Raw genomic sequence first — 22,878 nt, forward strand, 5'->3', positions numbered from 1 at the left:
TGAACTTTTTTAACTAACTGAAAACAATCTTCATCGCCAGTTGTTAATCGAAAATCAACAAGGAATCGAACCCTATAAATGAACCTAATCACTCTACTCCAGTATAACTTTTATCCTTATGAACTTCGCTTGTTTCTCAAAGCGGGTGCAAATATACAACCTCTTTTTAATTTCACAAAACTTTTTTTGAAAAAAAATTAAAGTTTTTTTTGAACCCCGAACCAAATCTACAAAAGCATCTAAACCCCAGTAAAACCTAACTCAAACAAACAAAATCAATCTCAATGAACACAACAAAACAATATCCCGTTTTGCGGGTGCAAACATACAACCCTTTTTCTAATCAACAACAAAAAAATAAGTATTTTTTTAAAGAAATTTTGAACTTACTGGTTTTTAAAAAGTTGGAAAGCGAAGATAATAAAATAAATCAAAATAAAGGATAAAAGTTTTTAACAATACAAGCACAGCTTTTCTCACTCCCTAAATCCATAACAACCACAACTACAACATCTTAAATTAAAACTTAGATTATCAATATCAATAAATCAGAAGTTTTCTAGGAGATAGTATTAAAAAGAGTACTTATTAAATAAAAGAAATATAATAACACTAATTCTTTGTGGCAGTAGTTTTAATTGTATCGTTCCATTTGTTTCTAAGGTCATAAAAACTAAAATCCAATGCCGTTTTTTGTTCTTCTAATATATTAGATTGAAAACTTCTTTGTAGAATATCTTCGATCCAATAATCTTCCTCTACATTAATAGGATCATATTCTTCTTTTAAGGAAATGCTAAAAAGTTTAGCTGTACTATTATACCAGAATGCTTTCCAACCGCTTCTATATTCCTTTACCAAATCAAACATTGTCTGACCAGTTTGCCTGTGAATTAACTTTACTAAAATCTGTCCTTCCGTACGCGTCATCTTTTTTAACTCTGCTGTAAATTCTTCTTCCATATACTTCTGAAGTATTTTTACATATTTTTTACGAGCACTTTTAGACTTAATATTTTTTAATCTTTCATTTAACGTTGTTAGCCTATCTGATGCTAATTTTGCGTATGGATAAACTTTTCTTGTTTTGCGTCTTAATATAAGATACTTTCTTCTTGCTAGTCTATCTTTAAATTTCAACTTACCCAATATCACCACTTCATCAAGGTCAATAGCATCGTGTGGAATCGTATCTCCTTCTATAATATAGTATTGTACATACCCCGTAGAATCAGTTTTTATTGAATCTATTTCCTTTTGACACAAAACCGTCAATGGAAATAATATCATTAATATGTACATTATTTTTTTCTGCATAATAGATATTGATCTTCTAAAATCATTCCAAAATTAACAATAAACAGTTTGTAAACTGTAAAATCTTTGTGAATATTATTAACTTCGTACAAAACAAATTTATATAAATGGCTAAAAAAAGTATACTAAATAAAAAGTCTTTGACTTTTCTTGAGAAGTATTTGAACAATGCGGCGCCTACAGGTTATGAATGGGAAGGGCAAAAAATCTGGATGGATTATTTAAAACCTTATGTAGATGATTTTATTACTGATACATATGGAACTGCTGTTGCTGTCATTAATCCTAAAGCTAAATACAAAGTAGTAATTGAAGGGCACGCTGATGAAATTTCATGGTATGTAAACTATATTACGGACAATGGTTTAATTTATGTTATTAGAAATGGCGGTAGTGATCACCAAATAGCGACATCAAAACGCGTAAACATTCATACAAAAAAAGGAATTGTACAAGGCGTATTCGGTTGGCCAGCAATCCACACAAGAAATAAAGCTAAAGAAGAAGCTCCTAAATTGAGTAACATATGTATTGATGTTGGGTGCAATACCAAAGAGGAAGTATTAGCTCTTGGAGTTCATGTTGGTTGTGTAATAACATATCCTGACGAGTTTTTTATTCTTAATAATGATAAGTTTGTTTGTCGTGCTTTAGATAACAGAATGGGTGGTTTTATGATCGCTGAAGTTGCTCGTTTACTAAAGGAAAACAAGGATAAACTTGATTTTGGTCTTTATATTACTAATTCTGTACAAGAAGAAATTGGTCTTAGAGGTGCCGAAATGATCACGCATACTATACAACCCGATGTAGCTATCGTAACGGATGTCTGTCATGACACAACCACTCCTATGATAGAAAGAAAAACTGAAGGTGAAACCAAAATTGGTGATGGCCCTGTAATTTCTTATGCTCCTGCTGTACAAAATAGACTTAGAGAATTGTTGATTGATACTGCAGAAAAAAAGAAAATACCTTTTCAGCGCATGGCATCAAGTAGATCAACAGGAACGGACACTGATGCATTTGCATATAGTAATGGTGGTGTTGCATCGGCATTAATCTCTTTACCTCTTCGCTATATGCATACTACTGTAGAAATGGTTCATAGAGATGATGTAGAAAATGTTATACGTCTTATTTACGAAAGTTTGCTTTCTATAAAATCGGGAGAAACTTTTAGTTATTTTGAAAAACCTAAACCTAGAGCAAGAGCTAAATCAAAAAAATAACAAATTAAAAAGCCTCGCATTTGCGAGGCTTTTTAATTAATACAGAAAATACTACAGTGCATTATCCATTATCTCTTGAACCACTTCTGGATTTAATAATGTACTCGTATCTCCAAGGTTCGATGTATCTTTAGAAGCTATCTTTCTCAAGATACGCCTCATAATCTTCCCACTTCTGGTTTTAGGCAATCCGGATACGAATTGAATTTTATCTAATTTAGCAATCGGTCCTATACGTTCAGTTATTTGTTGATTCACCTCTTTGCTCAAATTATCACGATCTCTAGATTCTCCAACTTCTTTAAGAATTACAAAACCGTACAAAGCATTTCCTTTAATATCGTGCGGAAAGCCGACAATGGCCGATTCTGCTACCGCAGGATGTTCATTAATTGCATCTTCTATTGGTGCAGTTCCCAAATTATGACCGGATACAATAATCACATCATCTACTCTACCGGTTATCCTATAATACCCAACCTCATCTCTGAAAGCTCCGTCTCCAGTAAAGTATTTATTATTAAACGCAGAAAAATAAGTATCCTTATATCTCTTATGGTTACCCCAAATAGTTCTTGCTATGGAAGGCCAAGGAAACTTAACACACAACCTTCCTTCTACCTGATTTCCTTCAATTTCATTTCCATTTTCATCCATAAGTACCGGTTGTACGCCAGGCATTGGAAGTGTTGCATATGTAGGCTTTGTTGGTGTCGCAAAAGGAATAGGTGAAATTAAGATTCCTCCTGTTTCAGTTTGCCACCAAGTATCTACTATTGGACATTTCTTTTCACCTACATGATCATTATACCAATGCCAAGCTTCTTCATTTATTGGTTCTCCAACCGTACCTAACACCTTTAGACTTGATAAATCGTACTCAGTAACATAATCTAAATTTTCCTTCGCCAAAGCTCTTATAGCTGTTGGAGCAGTATAAAACTGAGTAATCTTATGCTTTTGGACTATATCCCAAAACCTTCCAAAATCGGGATAGGATGGTACTCCTTCAAACATTACTGTTGTCGCTCCATTTGCTAATGGGCCATATACAATATAGGAATGTCCTGTAATCCATCCTATATCAGCCGTACACCAATAAATATCATCTTCCTTGTATTGAAAAACATTTTTAAAACTATATGCAGTATAGACCATATAACCCGCAGTAGTATGCATCATACCTTTTGGTTTTCCTGTAGAACCAGAGGTATATAATATAAATAGAGGATCCTCTGCATCCATGACCTCAGGAATACATTCGGTATCTGCACTATCTAGTAAAGGCTGTAACCATTCATCTCGATCTGGTTTCATCTGTATATCAGACTTTATTCTTTTTACCACCAGAACAGAATTAATCCCAGGACAATCTTCTAATGCATCATCTACAATACTTTTTAGATCAATTGTTTTTGCTCCTCTATAGGATCCATCGGAGGTAATAACCATTTTAGCATCACAGTCGTTAATCCTAGTTGACAATGCTGTGGCAGAAAACCCCGCAAATACTACAGAATGAATAGCACCTATTCTAGCACAAGCTAAAACTGAAATTGCTAATTCTGGGATCATTGGAAGATAAATACAAACTCTATCTCCTTTTTGAATCCCTTTACTTTTAAGAACATTCGCAAATTTACACACTCGTTCGTGCAATTGATTATATGTAATATGCTCTGTAGGATCTTTAGGATTATTAGGTTCGAACAAAATGGCCGTTTTATCTCCTCGAACATATAAATGCCTATCTATACAATTTTCTGTAATGTTCAATTTTGCGCCTTGGAACCATTTTACTTCTGGTTTGGTAAAATCCCATTCCAGTACCTTATCCCATTTCTTTCTCCATAAAAAATGTTCTTCTGCTATTTCACTCCAAAAAAGCTCTGGATTCCTAACAGATTTTCTATATACCTGAAAATATTCTTCAAGATGTTTTATGTGATAATTACTCATTATAGTTGGTTTTATATTTTTTTAATATTCAATTTCTTAATAATCATTTTACCTTACATAATTATTTAGGCAAACAACACTTTATTGTTGCTAAAAAACATTTACTTATGTTTTTTTAACATCTAATACTCTGTTTTTTTTATTCAATTAAAGTTTTTATTTCTGCCACTACTTTTTTAACCGAAAATGGTTTTAATAAATATTTATCAGCCCCCATTTCTAATCCTTTTTCTATATCAGCAGTTTTGTTTTTAGCACTTAAGAACACTACTTTAATATTTTCTGTTTTTGGATTCTTTCTTATATATTCAATTGTTTGATATCCATCCACATTGGGCATCATTATATCCAATAATACTACATCCGGTATCTGTGTTTCTAAAATCTGAATAGCTTCACTTCCATCTCTAGCGATAAAAACTTCATAATTTTGTTTTTTAAAAGTATATTCTAGAGACATTACTATATTAGGCTCATCATCTACTATTAATATTTTTTTCTGCATTTGTCGTAGGTTTTCTATCCTTTCGTAAGATAAAATTTCTTTTTATTTCATTTCTAAAAATTAGCTTATTACATTTTGTGGCAAATCAATAATAAACCTAGCCCCTTTACTAAAAGAATCATCAATCCATATTTTACCTGAATGCCCTTCCATAATTTGTTTACAGATAGCCAATCCCAATCCGCTACCAACAGGTTTCTTAATATTTTGATTATTTGACTGGTAAAACTTATCAAAAATGTATTTTCTATCTCCCTCGGAAATACCTTTCCCGTTATCCTGTATTATTATTCTAACAAGGTTATCAACTTCTGAAAGTGTAATTGTTATCAATCCATTTTTATTCTCTACAAATTTAATCGCATTAGATAAAACATTAGTAAAGACCTGTTGCATCCTGTCCTCATCATAAAAAACAAGAATTTTGTCAGGTAAGTCAGAGGTAATAATTTTAATTTCCTTTTGTTTTGTTATCGTTGATACCCCAGTAATTATTTGTTTTAAGGTATCAACCAAATTATTATTCTTTTTATCAAAAATTTCTCTACCAGAAGAAAGTTTCTCTAAATCAAGTATATTATGTATTAATCGAGAAAGTCTTTTTGCATCCATTAGAACAGTACTTAAGAATTGTGTTTTCAATTCACTTGGCATATCATCTTCATCATCTAATAAAACTTCTGCCGCTGCTCTTATAGATGTAATCGGAGTTTTAAGTTCATGCGCTACTGTATCTAAAAATTCATCCTTTATTTTATCCTGAAGTTTCAATTCTTCATTCGCTTGTTTTAACTCTTCCGTTAGTTCAATAAGTTCATTTGATCTTTGTTTTAAAAATTTATTTGTTGAAATTGTTTTTTTGCTTTCTTCTAAAATTTTTAAAACTTCTACCAACGTAACAGGTTGTTCCTTTACAACACTAGCAATCAAGATTCGTGAAGAAGCTCCTCCAATGCTTCCGGTTAATAGTTTTTCTGAAAAATTAATTAATCGGGCATCTGCTTTTTCTTCATTAATAGATAAACCATATTTTTTATAAAATAATTTCAAAGCTCTTTCGGTTCTTGTGGTACCAAGAAATTTAGTTAATAGGTTTCTAATATCTGAAACATAGGCTTCTCCTTTCCATACATATGCACTCTCCTGAAGAGAATTATAACTATTATTCACAAACATTTCGGCATAATTACGCTCCCTATAATTTCCTTTTCTAGAAAGAGAAACTGATAAATACACCAAGGTATTAAAAAACAAACTCCAAAAGAATGCATGAGTAACCGGTGTCATAAAATCTATTCCAAATAATTCATACGGTTTTAATAGTTCTATCCCAAAAGCTCCATTGCGAATAAAACCAGTATCGCCCAATATAATATCCATTACGAATGGTAAGATTAATGTATACACTGTTATCAATGTTCCCGTAATTATCGATGCTTTGGCGGCAATCGCCGAACCTCTGTTCCAAAACAATCCAATAAAAAATGCTGGTGCTAATTGCGATATAACTACAAAAGAAATTTGTCCGATTGAAAACAAAGATAATTGCACATTAAAATTAATATAAAACAAATAGGCTCCAACGATCAATATAAAGATTGCAGTTCTTCTAATGTTTTTAATATAATAAGCATTTCGTTCCGGATGACTTCTACTAAATTTATCAAGAAAACCATAAGGAATAATTAGATTATTACTTAGCATTACCGATAATGCCAATGTAGAAACTACTACCATAGAAATTACTGCAGAAAATCCTCCTAAAAAGACCAAAGTAGCCAGAAATATGTTATCATTTTGCAGTGGCAACAACAATGTATAATAATCCGGATTAAGATTATCGCCAAGACTTAATTTTCCTCCCCAAGCAACAAATATTACAAATAAATTAAATAACAAAAGATATAATGGAAATAACCAAATTGCATTCTTTAGGTGCTTTTCTGATGTATTTTCTATAACAGAAACCTGAAACTGTCTCGGTAATAGAAAAATAGCAAAAAACGACAATGCGATCATAAAATACCAATTAATACCGGCTTCTAAACCATTAAGTGTCGTAAGTGATTCAAAATTTTCAACTTTGGAAATTTTATCATAAATATCAGTGGTTCCATCAAATAAAAAATAAGTGACGTAAATCCCAATTGTTAAAAAGAAAACTAATTTTAAAACTGATTCTACTGCTACAGAAAACACAATTCCCTGTCTTCTTCTGGTAGCATCAGTAAGTTGAGTTCCAAAAAACGCCGCAAAAACAGCTAATAATAATGCTACGTAAAACGTAGTGTCTTGAAAAATTGAAGATGAAGAAAGACTTGTATCTATAGAAATAATCGCAAATGTTTCGGATACTGCTTTTAATTGCAATGAAATGTATGGTACAATACTGATCACACAAATTATAGTCACCAACGCTCCCAAGAATCGGTTATTACCATAGCGTAAAGAAACAAAATCAGCGATACTTGATATCTTTTGTTCCTTGGAGATTCTTATTATCTTTTTTAATACTATAATCCATAGAGGAAATGCAATTACCGGCCCCAAATATGTTGTCAAAAAGCTTATACCTGATGTAGCTGCAATCCCGACACTACCATAATATGTCCAAGCTGAACAATAAACCGCTAATGATAAAGTATATACATATGCATTATTGACCCAACTACTTTTCGCTTTTTTTTCTGCCCATAGAGCAATCCCAAACAAAAGTGCCAGGTATATTATAATTATGAATATTAAAATATAATTATTCATAATACTTCATTAAAATAATTGCAGCTATTAAAACTCCAATAGCCCAAATCAAAAAAATAGAAAAAAACATTATAGGAAACCCCAATACACTTCCTGAATGGTTAAATATTAACACCAATGGGATATTAAAAAGTAATAACAACACTAATGATAGTATGATCAATTTTTGTTGATGTCGTTTTTTCATGCAATATTATTATGCTTTTAAAGCCTATGCGATTAACAAAACTCACATAGGCCTCTATATCTTTTATTAATGATTTACGGCTTCTCCTGCTCCGCTCGGTATTCTAATATTTTCTACAATTTCTTGAACATCTTGGGGTGGCGCCGCAGTGAGTTTACAGACTACTATAGAAACTATAAAATTAATAACCATAGCTACTGCACCAAAACCTTCTGGAGAAATACCAAACCACCATTCACTAGATGAAGGAAGTGTTTCATCAAACCAACCTAATTTATATTTTATCATATACAACAGCATACATAAAATACCAACTACCATTCCGGCTATTGCACCTTCTTTATTCATTCTCTTATAAAAAATACCTAATACAATCGCTGGAAAAAATGATGCTGCTGCCAAGCCGAAGGCCAAGGCTACTACTGCTGCTACGAATCCAGGTGGATTAATACCAAAATAACCAGCAACACATACCGCTGCTACTGCAGAAAGACGTGCAGCGATCAGCTCTCCTTTTTCAGAAATATCCGGCTTAATCATTTTCTTTATCAAATCATGAGATACTGAAGAAGAAATCACAAGTAACAAACCAGCTGCTGTGGATAAAGCAGCTGCCAATCCTCCTGCAGCAACTAATGCTATTACCCAGTTTGGTAGATTTGCAATCTCAGGATTCGCTAAAACCATAATATCTCTATCTACAAAAAGTTCGTTTTTCGTAGCTGCATTAACATTTGTAATTACTCGTTCACCTTTTTCGCCGCGATTTTTTCCATCAAATACAGGTTTATTCTTATTTCCTTCCACTGCATGACCACTCGAATATTGGACTTGACCATCTTTGTTTTTATCTACCCATCCTAATAAACCAGTATCTTCCCAGTTTTTAAACCAAGCTGGCAGTTCTTCATACTTCTTATTCTGAACTGATTCTATCAAATTGGTTTTTGCAAAAACCGCAACTGCCGGTGCAGTTGTATATAAAATTGCAATTAAAAGAAGTGCATATCCCGCCGATTTACGAGCATCTTTTACTCGCTTTACCGTGAAAAAACGAACAATCACGTGTGGTAAACCTGCTGTACCAACCATTAAAGCCAATGTTATTGCAAAAACATCTAATAATGATTTAGAACCATCAGTATAAGCTGCAAAACCCAGTTCAGTACTAAGTCCGTCTAACTTATCTAATAAATACATTTCGGAGCCGTCAGTTACAGTACCTCCAAATCCTAATTGAGGAATTGGATTCCCTGTCATTTGAATAGAGATAAAAATTGCTGGAACCATAAAAGCAAATATCAAAACACAATATTGTGCTACTTGTGTATATGTAATTCCCTTCATTCCTCCTAATACCGCATAAAAAAGAACTATAATCATCCCAATGATTACACCTGTATTAATCTCAACTTCTAAAAAACGAGAAAAAACAATTCCCACGCCTCGCATCTGTCCTGCGACATAGGTAAAAGAAACCAACAAAGCACAGAACACCGCTACTGATCTAGCCGTTTTAGAATAATATCGATCGCCAATGAAATCTGGAACAGTAAATTTCCCGAATTTACGGAGATATGGTGCCAATAATAATGCCAACAGCACATAACCGCCAGTCCATCCCATTAAATAGACCGCACCGTCATATCCCGCAAAAGCAATGATTCCCGCCATGGAAATAAAAGAAGCAGCACTCATCCAATCCGCGGCTGTTGCCATACCATTAGCTAAAGGTGATACTCCACCTCCAGCAACATAAAATTCTTTGGTAGATCCCGCTCTTGACCAAATTGCAATACCTATATATAATGCAAACGTAATTCCTACGATAATATAAGTCCATAATTGAACATTCATAATTTTATATCTTAAATTGTTATTTTAATTTTATTTAACCTTTGGTTATTAAACACCAAGGTTAGTTACGAGCAATAAAGCCTCATTCAACGTGTGTGCTTAATTTTTAACCACAACAACAAAATCCTAATCAGTATCATATCCGTACTTTTTATCTAGCTTATTCATTAACCGAACATATACGAAAATCAAGATCACAAACACATAAATTGAACCTTGTTGAGCAAACCAAAAACCTAACCTAAAACCTCCAAGTCGAATATTATTTAAAGCATCTTTAAACAAAATTCCTGCTCCGTAAGAAACTAAAAACCAGATAGCAAGTAGTATAAAAAGGTATTTTACATTTTCCTTCCAGTACGCTTTTGCTTTTTTCCTTTTTTCTGTCATAATATTAGATTTTATAGATAAATCATTGCTTGCAACGTTAATAATCCTTGGGCACTATTATCGCCATATTTTGTGTTTTGATACTCTAGTGTTAATTTAGAGTTATGTCCGCTGATATATGCATTTGCTCCAATTCCAAAACTTGTAGCATTATCATCAATAGCATCTATAGATCTGGTTTTAAACAATGCATAAGGTTGAAACTTTATTTTCTTATCCGTATTAGGAATCACATACCCAACATGGCTATACAACATGGATCCTGTTTCATACGTTTGTCCTAAAGTAAAATCTTTTCCATAATCATTATTTTGATAGGTTGCATATGCCGTAATTGCAGAGCCATTACTTCCTATAGGTGCATCATAAAAAGCATCCACAGCTAATATAGCTACATCTTCTCCTTCTAATGTCCCATCATCGTTAGCAAGTACGCTACCATCTGGATGATAGAAGAATCCAGCACCAACATTAAAGACTTTCTTACCACCTAGGTATGTTCCTACTTTGTAAGGTAAGAAGTTTGATTCTTTATCCATAAAATTATACTCAAAATATCCAGCAAAGTTTTTACCTGCATCTTTAGATCCCAATAATCTGCGTCCTGCATAAACTGCCGAACCATTGACTACTGGATCTACCGCTTCTTGAAGGTTGTTTGTTATAGACTCATTAACGGATACTTGATATGAGAAATTACCAAAGGATCCTTTTGCATAAACTCCAATATGTCGAGCAAACTGATCAGATAAACCAATAGTTGCCCAAGATTGTCGATTATTATCTAAAGTCATTATATTTAAAGTACTCTGATTATTTAACCTAGAAATACCATTCCAATAGTGCAACCCTGCTCCTATTGCATGATTTGTTCCTAAACTATATTGCACCCACACACCGTGGAAGAATAATTGAGAACTTTCGCCCAGTCCGGTTGGACTTTGATTATCCGCATTTAAACTATTAAGCCCAAAATGAGTAAGAATAAGAAAGTCTTTATTGATTTGCGAATACAAAAGTATCCTTGCACGTCTAATACTAAAATTAGTATTACTTACGTCATCGGGGACATCATCATTATATTGAGCCCAAAATTGAGCCCACGATATTACTCTGAAATATTTAGACCCATCTTCATTAAGTTTCACTTTTAAACCACCAGTATAGTCTGGAGACCCCTGTGAATATGAATACTGAAAGAGAAATAGAAAAATCCCAACCAGCAATATAAATTGCTTTATCATAAAGTTTTAGAGATTAGATTAGTATTAAAATGATTGTGTGCACACTGCTAATCTCATAAAAAGAATGAGTTAACAAAAAAGTACTATACTTTTTTGTTAATTTAATATATCTAATTCCTAAATCGTTCCCATCTTATTAACATAAATTTATCTCCTAGTTCTGTAATTACGAAACCTGCTCCTGATAAATTAGTAGAGTTTTGAAAGTAAATCGACAACTCTGATCCACTGAGAATCTTATATGTAGGATGATAATTATGATTATAAGGCCTCTTTATATTATATTTTTTTACCCAATTCATAATACTAACATGAGACACCCCCAAAACCCGTTCGATTTCTCGATAAGTTAACCCTTCTAAATACAGTTGCAGCGCTTTATTAACATAATAATCATCGATTTTCTTACCTATCTTATTTACCGAAAAATAATAATTGCAGGATTTACACTTGTATCTTTGTCTATTAGAAACTATTCCACTTTTAATATATTTGTTAGATCCACAGTTTGGGCAGGTTTCGATTTTCATATATATTAAATTTGCATAAATATATTAATTTAGCAATAAAAATTTAACAAACAATTACATTAAACACCAACAAATACTAAAAATAAATGTTATTTATATATAAAATTCATAATAACGAATGATTTTATCGGAAATTAGTACAATCGTATTTCAAAAAAATGGCAGACGAATTAATAGATATTTTAGATAAAAATGCTGAATCTACTGGAGAAGTTAGATTAAAATCTGAAGCACATCAATTAGGATTATATCACGCTAGTGTTCATATATGGTTATATACTATAGATAAAAAAGTTTTAGTCCAACGACGCGCTGGGAATAAGGATACCTATCCAAACCTTTGGGATGTTTCTGTTGCTGGGCATATTGGTGCCGGAGAATTTAAAGAAGATTCTGCTATACGTGAGGTTGAAGAAGAAATTGGGTTATCTCTTAAAAAAACAGACTTAGAGTTTATTGGAAATTATCTATCAGAAAAGCAACCGAACGTTCATATAATAGATAATGAATTTCATTATGTGTATTTAGCTAAATTAACTAAGCCAATAGAGCACCTTACATTGCAGAAAGAAGAGGTTTGTGATGTTAAATTAATTCCTATTCAAGTTATTAAAAATCATCTGCAGGATTTAGAAATAAAAAAGGAATATGTGCCTCATGATATCGAATATTATAATTTCATTCTTAAAGAAATCACAAATCGATTCCAATAATGCCGCGATTACTACTAACTATCGTAAATTCAATTGAAACCATTTAAACTATAGTATTTTTGTATTGAAATAAACAAATCAATAAATAAAAACTATGAAAAATTTAAATAACAACACCGTAAAAGAACTAAATGTCTTATTAGCAGATTATCATTTGTACTATCAAAAGCTAAGAAACTTTCATTGGAATATTACCGGGCGTAATTTTTTTGAATTACATCTAAAATTTGAAGAGCTATATGAAGATGCTAAACTAAAAATTGACGAAATTGCTGAAAGAATTTTGACTCTTAGAGCAAAACCTATTAGTAATTATAGTTCTTACTTAACTACTTCATCTTTAGAAGAAGCTGAAACTAATTTAATAGATCATGAAATGGTAACAACTATACTTAAGGATCATGATACTATTTTAAAGCAATTAAGAGTTGTAACAAAAGAAGCTGAAGTAGCTGGAGATGAAGGTACCTTAGATATTACTGGCACATATATTGCTGATTTAGAAAAAACAAGTTGGATGTTAGACGCCTGGAATCAAAAAAGTTAAAACTTATATATTGAAACTAAAAATTTCCATTTTTTTAATAGGTATTACCCTATCTGTTAGTTGCCAAAAGAAAAGTCAACATGATTTTTTAAGTGTAAATCATTTATCAAATTCTTTAAAGGAAATATCTGGCGTAACCAGATTACCAAATGACTCACATCTATATGCTATTAATGATTCTGGAAATGATCATACACTTTTTCGTTTGCTTGAAAATGGAGAAATCTTAGATGAGATCAAAATCCCAAATAGCAAGAATATTGATTGGGAGGATTTGACCTATGATCATCAGAATAATTTATACATAGGAGATTTTGGGAATAATGAAAATAAGAGAAAGAAGCTTACCATTTATACTGTATCAGGAATTACATCAAATTCTCCTGAAACAAGCAGTATAGAGTTTACACTAGAAGATCAAAAAAAGTTTCCACCCTCTAAAAAGAAAAGAAATTTTGATATAGAAGCTTTCATATATAAAGATGGAAGCTTCTATCTTTTTACTAAAAACAGGAGTACTAAATTTAATGGTGAAACAAAATTATACAAACTCTTAAATACACCTGGAAAAAAGCAAGTTGCTAAACTAATTGGTACGTATAAAACATGTAGTGACCCTAATGACTGTTTTATATCTGGTGCCGCCATAAATTCCAAAGGAAATAAAATTGCTCTTCTTACTTATAACAAAATATTTATCTTATCAGACTTTGAAGGTGATCATCTATTTAATGGAAAAATTGAAAAGATAAAACTTAATCACTTCTCTCAAAAAGAAGGGATTTGTTTTAAAAATGACTCTACCTTATTTATTGTCGATGAGCGAAGAAAGAATTCCAAAGGAAAAATATATCAATATCAGCTAGAAAAATAATTACACTTAGTTATTCCAATCTTCCTCTAGCATAGCAAATTCATAATTATCTGACCAACCAGTTTTAAGTGGCAACACTTTTCTTTTATGACCTTCTCTAATCATCCCTATTTTTTCCAAAACTCTCACAGAACCTATATTATCTATAGCACAACCAGCTTCTACCCTATGCAATCCAATTTTTTCGAAACTAAATTTTAAAATTCTTTTAGCTGACTCCGTAGCATATCCCTTAGACCAATAATTAGGATGTAACTTGTACCAAATGAACCCTATACTATACTTAGGGTTTCCAATTTTTAGAGAAACTAAACCAATGAATTCTTTACTTGATTGTATATATATTGCAAAAACAAACTCTTTTCTCATTTCGAAATCATCTATCCATTCTTGAAGATATACATCTGTGACTTCTTTATTAGTAGGTATACCCAAAGCGTTATAAAGATCAACTTCTGGAACAGAGAGCAACTCATGAATTTTAGATAAATTTGACGTATCAACAATTTTTAATTGTAATCGATCAGTAAATAACTCCAACTCTTTCAAAATAATTTAAATTATAGATTATACAAGAACACTTACAAACTCTAAACTACCAAAATAAACAAAAAAGTTATTAACACTTAAGTACTTAAACTAAAGGTTTAACTTTTAATCGACAAAAACAGTAAAATCAGCACCAAACAAATCAAAAAAAGTAGTACAAAACTTACTTTTTAACAATTAACAAGAGATAAATACGCTTTTCATGTTGATTATTAGCACTTTATAGATTTTTTTATTAGTAAATTAGCTATTGAAGAATACTATATCGTCATACTATTTTTCTCTATATAACCCCAAAATCCTATCTATATATGAAAGCTTATCCAGCTTATCTCATGATGATATCTTTTTTTTCATCTGGTTTACTTTTTTCTCAACAAAACGTAACTAACGATGCTAACAAAGTTCATCAATACAAAACACAGGAAATTATAAATAATAACTCAAAAACTGTCGAAAAAAAATTAGCTTCTTCTAATATTAGAAAAGTTGAATTGATTGAGAAAACCAAAATAAACAATAAAAAAGTTAAGACTAATTTAGAACCTGTTAATAAATCAACGAAACCAATACCAAGAACTACTTTAGATTTATTTTAAAATAATAATTTGTTTTGTGAGCAATTCATTGCTCCTTAATAGAAACTCCTAATATTTCGCATCTTATATTGGGAGTTTCTTATTTATTACCATGTTTTACAAAATAATACTACTATAACAGATAACTATTTTTATTATAAATTTATAGAAAATCCAATCATATAAATGAATCCTCAACCTACTCAAACAAAAATATCAAGTGCACAACCTAATTTCTGGTTAATAATAAATTAGATTATTGAAAAACCGCCTGAGTTTAGTTCTTAGGTGGTTTTTAAAAACTTAGTCCTAATCCAAAAGTAAAACGTAAACCATCCTCACTACTAAACAAATTAAATTGTCCGGCAATTGTATCCAAAGCATTGACCCAAAATCCTCCTCCTATTGAATCGTGCCAATTATCCGCATCCTCACCATCAAACCATACTCTACCTATATCATAACCTCCATAAACCCCTAATTGCAATGGCAACAAACCTGTTTTAAATTTATTAAAACTATATCTAAGATCTCCGCTAAATGCTAATGCTTTATCTCCTGTAAAACGTTCTTCTCTAAAACCGCGTAAACTATTGATTCCTCCTAAAGTAGCCGCTTGATAAAATTCAAAATCATCTCCGATCAGAAATTCTGCTTGTACATCAGTTTTTAATACTAATTTTCTATTTTTAGTAATCGCGTTATAAAAACCTAATTTCGGACTTATATATCCAAAAGTTCTATCAGTATCATCTAAATTCATTTTAGAACCTCCTTGAAGTTTAAACAACATACCTCTAGTTGGATTAGCACTAATATCAAAACTTTTATACTCATAATTAACATCAATTCCAGCAAAGAACTTTCTTTCAAAAAAATCAGGATCCGATGTTACTAAACCTAATCCAGAAGTAATAAATCGTCCTTGAGAATCTTGTACTTCTACGCCTTCGTAGGATGCTGTAACAGTAAAGCCATTACCGTATCTACCATTTTTACCAATTCCAACATTTAGACCCCAAATACCCGTTTTGACGCGATTATAATCCAAGCCAAGATCATCATCAAGGTTCACTGTATTATTACCAAAACCAAAAAAGTTTTGCGCAAAATTTTCACTTGTATATTTTCCACCAATTACTAACCTCCAATCTCCTACTGCATTTAAGAATTCTCCCTTATAAGAGATATCATATCCTTCTGTAGCAAAATAATACGCTGCTTTAATCGTATGCTTACTCTGGTAGGGATTATTATTAAAACCTCTTACTGTATAAACATCGGTAACGTTTATATTAACTCCATCATCTGGATTAAACCCTATTAGTGGTGTCAATGTATTTGTCTTATCTATATACTTATTATAATCATAGGTGTTATGATTATAATTATTACTAAAGATAAATTTAGCTCCACCTTTTTTAACAACTGTATTAGGTTTTGACTTATGATCATAAACTCTTATTTGCCGCCCATTTTCTATTGTGTATTTATCATTATTTTGTCCTCCGACTATTCTCGTACAAATAGGGTTACTTCCTTTTCCGGTAACTATAAATTCATCATCATCATCCAAACCATATATCCATATTTCTTTAGTCTCTTTAGATAAAATAGTTCTTTCATAAAATGGTTCTTGAGGAACTCCATCTTTTATCCTTGAAATTTTAACGGTTGTACTATTATCGTTTCTTATTATTTCAAAACGATCGTCTTTATCCGTTCCTCTAATAATCACCTGTTTAGAAAGGTATTTATAATATCTCTCTGCTATATCTTCAATATTATCTCTTCTCTTTCTTAAATAGCCTTTAATTCTTTCTATCGTTGCATCCTGTAACTCTACAGGCAGGTTACTAAACGCTTTATCTATAGCTTCGTCATTAAGATTATCTTTAATATAATTTGCTTCTTCTAGCCATATTTTCTTACCAGAATTTTGTGCAAAAGTTCGATCTAATCTAATTCCTGACTCATTAATCCATCTTACATTTTTTAATTCGCCTTGATATACTTGAAACTTACGCGTAATAGGAACAATAAACTTTATAACACCTAAAAGTCCACCATCGTAATTAGAAAAGACTTGATCTCGATCTTTAGGAATTGGACGATATAATTTTCCTTTTTTTGTATCAAAACGAGACCATCTCCATTGATCAGAATGTCTGTCCCAATCCCCTAAAATCATATCAAACAATCTTGTTCGGATATAATGTGCTTCATCCATTTGATACTCTTCATCTTTTCTCAAATTTTTAAGTAAGTCATCTGTGCCTTCTATATCATCTGGCCTACCAAATGACGCTAAATCTTTGTGTTCTTTTCCAGGTCTTTCTTCCAGAAAATACATTTCATCACCAAAATCTTTGTTGTACTGTCCTAATGCTGGATGTTTAGGAATATAATACACTTTCGAGTTTGCATGATATACGTCGATTGCGTCCGCCAATCCGCCAACAACTAAAAATGCATAAGGATAACTAGAAGTATAGAAATCAGATAGAAGTTCTTCTGTAAAAGTGTCATCAAAATCGTCTTCTAAATATGTATCTTTAAATGCTCCTTTTTGCAGAAACTGAGTAACACTTTTTCTCATAGCCCTTAAACTATAACGTTTCCCTGTGCTATCTATCAGACGTAGTGATCTAGTAACTTGTCCTCCTCCTCGTCTATCAATAGTAAATCCTCCTAACAACGTATCTAGTGTAGCTATAGGAATTTTAATATCTGTACTGTAAACCTTTCTATAATGATCTCCCCATAAAGATTGATAAAAATTAGACTTTGCTGTTTCTTCTTTATTATATATGGCTGCAGAAATATCATTATCAAAAGAATTACTCAAATTACCACTATCATAATTTTCTGGTTGTTTATGTACATCTGTTTGATATACCAATTTTATTTCTCCTTCTTCATTTCCATAAAAACGTACATTTGAGGAGCCATCTTTATAAACATCTAAAACTGCAAAACCTTGATTTGGGTAAGAGAACAATCCATCTTTTCCCAAAGTAGCTGCAGAAGCTTTGGATCCTGATCCTGAAACTATCTGCTTTAACCCTTTACTGTCAATGTATTGTAATGAATGTTCATGTCCAGAAGCAAAAATAACTCTTTCACTATCCCTCGCCATAGTGGATAATCTTCTCATTAATTTATTATAACTTTCATTATACCTATCCTGAGGAGAAACACCTCCTTGTGACCTTATTTGAGTAACCAAAGAACCTAAGATAGGAAGAGGAATTTTCTTTTTAGAAGGAAATATATGACTCTTAAAACTGTATTTCCCTCCGTGTGGGCCATTTGTAAACATCGGATGATGCATTGCTACTAAAACAGTTTTTCCATTATGCTTTTTAAGCTCACCTTGTATTTCATTTAAAAACTTATCTCTAGTTTTTATTTCACAATTATCATTTATTGTAGGGTTTTTATTCCAATCAGCAAGATACCATTGCGTATCTAAAATAAGTAATTGAATTTGGTCACTTACTTCGATACTCTCAATAGGACATCCTTTTGAGGGTAAAAAAGATCTTTTATTACTTAACTTTTTTCTTACGTATTTTTCTTCTCGTCTTAAACCTTTTACCCCATCATTGTACCAATCATGATTTCCCGGAATAAAAACTACATCTCCTTTAAAAGAATCAGCAGCTTCTACCTGTGCATCTATCCTATGCTCTGACAAGGCTCTATATTCTGATCCTTTTTCGGGCATCCCTTTCTGATATATATTATCCCCAAGGTAAATAAGGTAATCGTCAACAGTATTTTCTTTTTCTACAATTTGTTTTAACGCTTCTAATCCAGCTGTGCTTTGGTTCATTGAGGCATTTCCTGCATCTCCAACCAAATAGAAACTTTTTTCTATTTCTTTATTAGGTAATTTTTTTGGGAAATTTTCGTCTAAATATTGAGTCTGATATGTTGCGCAAGAGTTTAATAATAAAATTGAAATGATTAAGAACGTTTGTATATTTTTATTCATAATGGAGTACATTCATTTTTTTTAATTATTTTGGTTACTGAAAAATTATAACATGAACGAGTTAGTTGAAAAAACTGATAATTTTGTTTCTGAACTTTTTACTAAAAAACTTCCTGAAACCTGTATCTATCATAATTATACACATACCAAAAGAGTATTTAAAAGTACGAAAGAAATCATTGACAATACTAATATTTCAGAAGAAGATAAAGATATATTATTATTGACCGCATTACTTCACGATACAGGCTATTCTGAAAGCCTTGATAATCACGAGGAACACAGTGTTATTATCTCTAAAGCCTTTTTAAAAGAACAAAATATTTCTGACGATATTATTAATAAAGTATCTTCTTTGATATTGGCAACAAAAATGGAGCACAAACCAAATAATTTATTAGAGAAAATTATTAGAGATGCCGATGCTTCTCACTTGGCTAAAGGGTATTTTAAGGAAACTAGTGAATTTTTAAGACAGGAATTTGAGTTTAGCAACAAAGAAAAATATAGTAGCGCTGACTGGTTAAAGATTAATATCGATTTCTTAAAAAACAAACACGAATTTTACACAGAATATGCTTTAAAGAATTGGCAACCAAAAAAAGAAGAACATCTATTAGAAATACTTAATGAACAAACAGCTTTAAAAAAGAAAAAGAAAAAAGCCAAGTTGAAAAAGTTAGTTAAAGAAGAAAGTCCTGAAAAAGGCATACAAACCCTGTTTAGAGTAACTCTTAGAAACCATTTAAAACTAAGTGATATTGCAGATACCAAAGCGAATATCTTATTATCTGTCAATGCTATTATCATTTCATTAGCACTATCTAATTTAATTCCTAAACTAGATAATCCTTCTAACCAATATTTAATTTATCCAACACTAATATTTATCGTATTTAGTATAATATCGATGTTATTATCGGTATTGGCTACAAGACCTAATGTTACTAGTGGAGAATTTACACGCAAGGAAATAGAAGAAAAGAAGGTTAATCTTTTATTCTTTGGTAATTTTCATAAAATGCCTCTTAATGATTACAAATCGGCGATGCATGAACTTATGGATGACAAGGAGTATATTTATGATACAATGATAAAAGATTTATACTTTTTGGGTAAGGTACTACATAGAAAATATAAAATCCTCAGAATTACTTATACCGTTTTTATGATTGGCTTTATTACTTCGGCATTATCCTTTGTAATTGCATTCAACACATTACAATAAAAGAAGTTATTTATTAATTTCTTTCATTAAATCTTCATAGGTATAATATTCTTTATCCTCTTTATTCTTGTTATAAAGAATATTCACTCTCAATGCTTTTAACCCAGTAACACCTTGTAAATCGTCCAATTCTACCACTTCTATCTCATCTTCTAAATAATTCTTGGACTGTAAGAAGTTGATATATTTGATGTATTCCTTTTCATCAGTACGCTGAGAATAGACAACAACCAATTTTCCTTTTTCAGTGATTCTCTGGTTTGTACCTTTAATCTTAGCTTTATCTACTCTTTTCTTAACTACTTCATATCTTGCATTATAAGTACCATCAACATCAAAACGCTTTTCATCCATTCTAAATCTTACTGATAATGAAGCATTAAAAACCAGTACCATAGAAGCTACATCCAACGGAACAGGTAAATCTTGTTTTAGTTGGTAGTACTCATTCTCCATTTCACACATTACCTGTAACTGCCATAACCTAAGGTTATAAAGATATATTTTATTGAAACTATTCTGTTTAGTAATAGACTCACCTATGTACATATTATGCTCTACTCCGTCAGTTTTAAATCGTTCAAAATAATGCGGGTACATTTTTTGGGCTTCCTTTTGTTTTTCATCTAACAATGCTGCCATCTTTTTATTAATCAACATAACAGATTCATCGTACGCTTTTCTATGCTTATATAACATTTTAGTACTTTTATCTAATGAATTATTATATTGATTTATCAATCCCTCTAGTTCGATATTAGTTCCCTTTAAATGTTTGAATAACGGCTTAATTTCATTTTTTATAAAATTAAGAATTCGTTGTTCTGTATCTACCTGTAACTGAGAAGAAACTGAATTTATATAATTCTCTATTCTAAATTTAATTTGATCATAAATTGGTAAAGAATCTATTTCTCTAACCTTATTAATAACCTTGGCAATAGCCTTTAATTGAAGAATTAAATCCTTTTGAACCGAACCATTTCGCGCCTCAGAAGATCCTTTGATATCAATCTGTCCAAATAAAGGATATACATCTTCAAAAACCACTTCTCTAAAAGAAGTTGGATTTTCTTCTACTTTAGATAAAATAAAACGCTTAGCTTCTTGTCTAAATTTCCAATATACACTTGGATGTATAGAAGTACATTCTTGTTGGATAACCAGCTCTAATTCATCTTCGGCTTTAGCTTTAGATCTTAAAACGGAATCTACTAGATACGGCATAATATCCAACAATTTGTTGGCATTGATACTATTTAACTCCTTAATATTAGGCGAAACAATTTCTAAAACTCCTAAAAGCTTTCCATTATCCTCGATTGGCGCTATAATTGCGCTTTTAATATTTTGCTTTGCCAGATTGCTGTACATAAGTTCATCTGGATAAGCATCGTGTATTTTTTGAATATTAGAAACTGCGAAAGGTTCTGATTTTTCAAATAGATATTGATAAGTTCCTTTACACAATGCTGTCTCACAACAGTCAGAAAACTTATCATATAGAATATAACTATCTATAGTTTTAAAAGGAACTCGTTCTAAAACTCTTTCTTCCTCGTTATAGTTAGAAAAACCAACTTTAATCTCAGGAAGGTTAAATATTCCTCTAAAAATATTCTGAAAACTTCCTATAAAATCTCCTTGTGTCTTATCGTACTTTAAAAGACTTGTTTTAAATTCTGATAAAGAAACATCCGCAGTTACATCAAATAAATTTGCGATAACAATTCCTTTAAATATCCAACTGTTAGGAGGAAACTTTTCTTTCCAAATCTCTACATTATCAAAATTATCAATTAAAACAGCAACATCTTCATCAGTAATATCTCTTGCATTATCTGTTTTAATTACTTCAATAAAATCACCGTTGTACAAAATTCTATAATGACGCATTATACCAGATGCATCTGGTATATCATAAAAGAAAGGTCTTCTAAAATCAATTTTATAACCGTAATATTGACTCAAAATTATACTACAACCCATTATAAAATAATGGTCTTCATCTAAATTTTTAATTTGTGGTTCAAAATCAGAACCCGCTGCCTTTACAATATTCTTGTAACGTTCAGTAGATTTTACTACTGTATTATTAAAAGGTATTGTTGCAATCTTTATTTCATTTTTTTGTAAAATTTGAGCAAAAGAATCTTCCAAAACGAATTCTATTTGCGGCAACAACTCTTGCACCCGTTCTTCTGTTCTTATCCCTTCTTCTAACTCCGGATAATCTTCAGCAATTTTTAAAATACTTTCCGCACGATCACGCAGTAATTTATTATCACTTTTTAAAAACTCTCTGTATTGGTCAAAGAATGAAGAGAAACTTATCCTAATATCCAACGGAAATTCATGCTCCAGCACCTTCATAACGGTTTATTTACGGTAGTTTAACAAAAATAACA

At 31.3% G+C, this 22,878-nt stretch carries 18 protein-coding genes; 6 read left to right on the forward strand and 12 right to left on the reverse strand.

Features of this window, described 5'->3' with window-relative positions; all coding sequences use genetic code 11:
• Positions 1-612 precede the first annotated feature (612 nt).
• Complete coding sequence (locus H526_RS0116130; RefSeq protein ID WP_027393966.1) at positions 613-1,317, reverse strand: DUF4294 domain-containing protein; 705 nt, start codon at positions 1,315-1,317, stop codon at positions 613-615.
• 107 nt (positions 1,318-1,424) lie between these two features.
• Here H526_RS0116130 and H526_RS29345 point away from each other — a divergent pair, with 107 nt between their 5' ends.
• The gene (locus H526_RS29345) at positions 1,425-2,549 is read left to right on the forward strand and encodes a M42 family metallopeptidase (RefSeq protein ID WP_051336190.1); all 1,125 of its coding nucleotides are present in this window, start codon (positions 1,425-1,427) and stop codon (positions 2,547-2,549) included.
• A 51-nt stretch (positions 2,550-2,600) separates the two neighbouring features.
• Here the strand turns inward: H526_RS29345 and acs are convergent, their stop codons facing one another.
• The 8 genes from acs to H526_RS0116175 form a co-directional block, all read right to left on the reverse strand.
• Positions 2,601-4,508 carry an acetate--CoA ligase gene (acs, locus tag H526_RS0116140; protein ID WP_027393967.1) on the reverse strand — a complete coding sequence of 636 codons (1,908 nt, stop codon included), beginning with the start codon at positions 4,506-4,508 and terminating at the stop codon, positions 2,601-2,603.
• A gap of 139 nt (positions 4,509-4,647) precedes the next feature.
• Complete coding sequence (locus tag H526_RS0116145) at positions 4,648-5,013, reverse strand: response regulator transcription factor (protein ID WP_027393968.1); 366 nt, start codon at positions 5,011-5,013, stop codon at positions 4,648-4,650.
• Between the two features lie 60 nt (positions 5,014-5,073).
• A complete protein-coding gene (locus H526_RS0116150) occupies positions 5,074-7,773 on the reverse strand; it encodes an ATP-binding protein (protein WP_027393969.1) in 2,700 nt (899 codons plus the stop codon).
• Positions 7,766-7,960, reverse strand: a complete 195-nt coding sequence (locus H526_RS0116155; protein WP_027393970.1) for a hypothetical protein — start codon at positions 7,958-7,960, stop codon at positions 7,766-7,768. The genes H526_RS0116150 and H526_RS0116155 overlap by 8 nt, the downstream gene beginning before the upstream one ends.
• 66 nt (positions 7,961-8,026) lie before the next feature.
• The gene (locus H526_RS0116160; protein ID WP_027393971.1) at positions 8,027-9,817 is read right to left on the reverse strand and encodes a sodium:solute symporter family protein; all 1,791 of its coding nucleotides are present in this window, start codon (positions 9,815-9,817) and stop codon (positions 8,027-8,029) included.
• A gap of 126 nt (positions 9,818-9,943) precedes the next feature.
• On the reverse strand, positions 9,944-10,207 hold the full coding sequence (locus H526_RS0116165; protein WP_027393972.1) for a DUF4212 domain-containing protein: 264 nt from the start codon (positions 10,205-10,207) through the stop codon (positions 9,944-9,946).
• Positions 10,208-10,218: 11 nt separating this feature from the next.
• Positions 10,219-11,451, reverse strand: coding sequence for a hypothetical protein (locus tag H526_RS0116170; RefSeq protein ID WP_027393973.1), 1,233 nt, complete (start codon positions 11,449-11,451; stop codon positions 10,219-10,221).
• Between the two features lie 110 nt (positions 11,452-11,561).
• Positions 11,562-11,981, reverse strand: coding sequence for a transposase-like zinc-binding domain-containing protein (locus H526_RS0116175; protein ID WP_027393974.1), 420 nt, complete (start codon positions 11,979-11,981; stop codon positions 11,562-11,564).
• Positions 11,982-12,139: 158 nt separating this feature from the next.
• On the opposite strand from H526_RS0116175, the gene H526_RS0116180 reads away from it, so the two are divergent.
• The 3 genes from H526_RS0116180 (at position 12,140) to H526_RS0116190 (ending at position 14,115) form a co-directional block, all read left to right on the forward strand.
• Entirely contained in the window at positions 12,140-12,694 is a 555-nt protein-coding gene (locus H526_RS0116180; RefSeq protein WP_027393975.1) for an NUDIX hydrolase, read from the forward strand.
• 94 nt (positions 12,695-12,788) lie between these two features.
• A complete protein-coding gene (locus H526_RS0116185; RefSeq protein WP_027393976.1) occupies positions 12,789-13,241 on the forward strand; it encodes a Dps family protein in 453 nt (150 codons plus the stop codon).
• 10 nt (positions 13,242-13,251) lie between these two features.
• Positions 13,252-14,115 (forward strand): SdiA-regulated domain-containing protein, encoded by an 864-nt coding sequence (locus H526_RS0116190; RefSeq protein ID WP_081415641.1) that lies wholly within the window; start codon positions 13,252-13,254, stop codon positions 14,113-14,115.
• 6 nt (positions 14,116-14,121) lie between these two features.
• Here the strand turns inward: H526_RS0116190 and H526_RS0116195 are convergent, their stop codons facing one another.
• Positions 14,122-14,664: a GNAT family N-acetyltransferase gene (locus tag H526_RS0116195; RefSeq protein WP_027393978.1), complete on the reverse strand. Its 543-nt coding sequence runs from the start codon at positions 14,662-14,664 to the stop codon at positions 14,122-14,124.
• 311 nt (positions 14,665-14,975) lie between these two features.
• Here H526_RS0116195 and H526_RS0116200 point away from each other — a divergent pair, with 311 nt between their 5' ends.
• A complete protein-coding gene (locus H526_RS0116200; protein ID WP_027393979.1) occupies positions 14,976-15,263 on the forward strand; it encodes a hypothetical protein in 288 nt (95 codons plus the stop codon).
• A 274-nt stretch (positions 15,264-15,537) separates the two neighbouring features.
• On the opposite strand, the gene H526_RS0116205 is transcribed toward H526_RS0116200, so the two are convergent.
• Complete coding sequence (locus H526_RS0116205; protein ID WP_027393980.1) at positions 15,538-19,242, reverse strand: metallophosphoesterase; 3,705 nt, start codon at positions 19,240-19,242, stop codon at positions 15,538-15,540.
• A gap of 52 nt (positions 19,243-19,294) precedes the next feature.
• Here H526_RS0116205 and H526_RS0116210 point away from each other — a divergent pair, with 52 nt between their 5' ends.
• Positions 19,295-20,470, forward strand: a complete 1,176-nt coding sequence (locus H526_RS0116210; RefSeq protein ID WP_027393981.1) for a Pycsar system effector family protein — start codon at positions 19,295-19,297, stop codon at positions 20,468-20,470.
• 6 nt (positions 20,471-20,476) lie between these two features.
• Here H526_RS0116210 and H526_RS0116215 read toward each other — a convergent pair whose 3' ends face one another.
• Positions 20,477-22,843 (reverse strand): GAF domain-containing protein, encoded by a 2,367-nt coding sequence (locus H526_RS0116215; RefSeq protein ID WP_027393982.1) that lies wholly within the window; start codon positions 22,841-22,843, stop codon positions 20,477-20,479.
• Positions 22,844-22,878: the final 35 nt, after the last annotated feature.

The sequence above is a fragment of the Aquimarina latercula DSM 2041 genome (assembly GCF_000430645.1).
Lineage (GTDB): Bacteria > Bacteroidota > Bacteroidia > Flavobacteriales > Flavobacteriaceae > Aquimarina > Aquimarina latercula.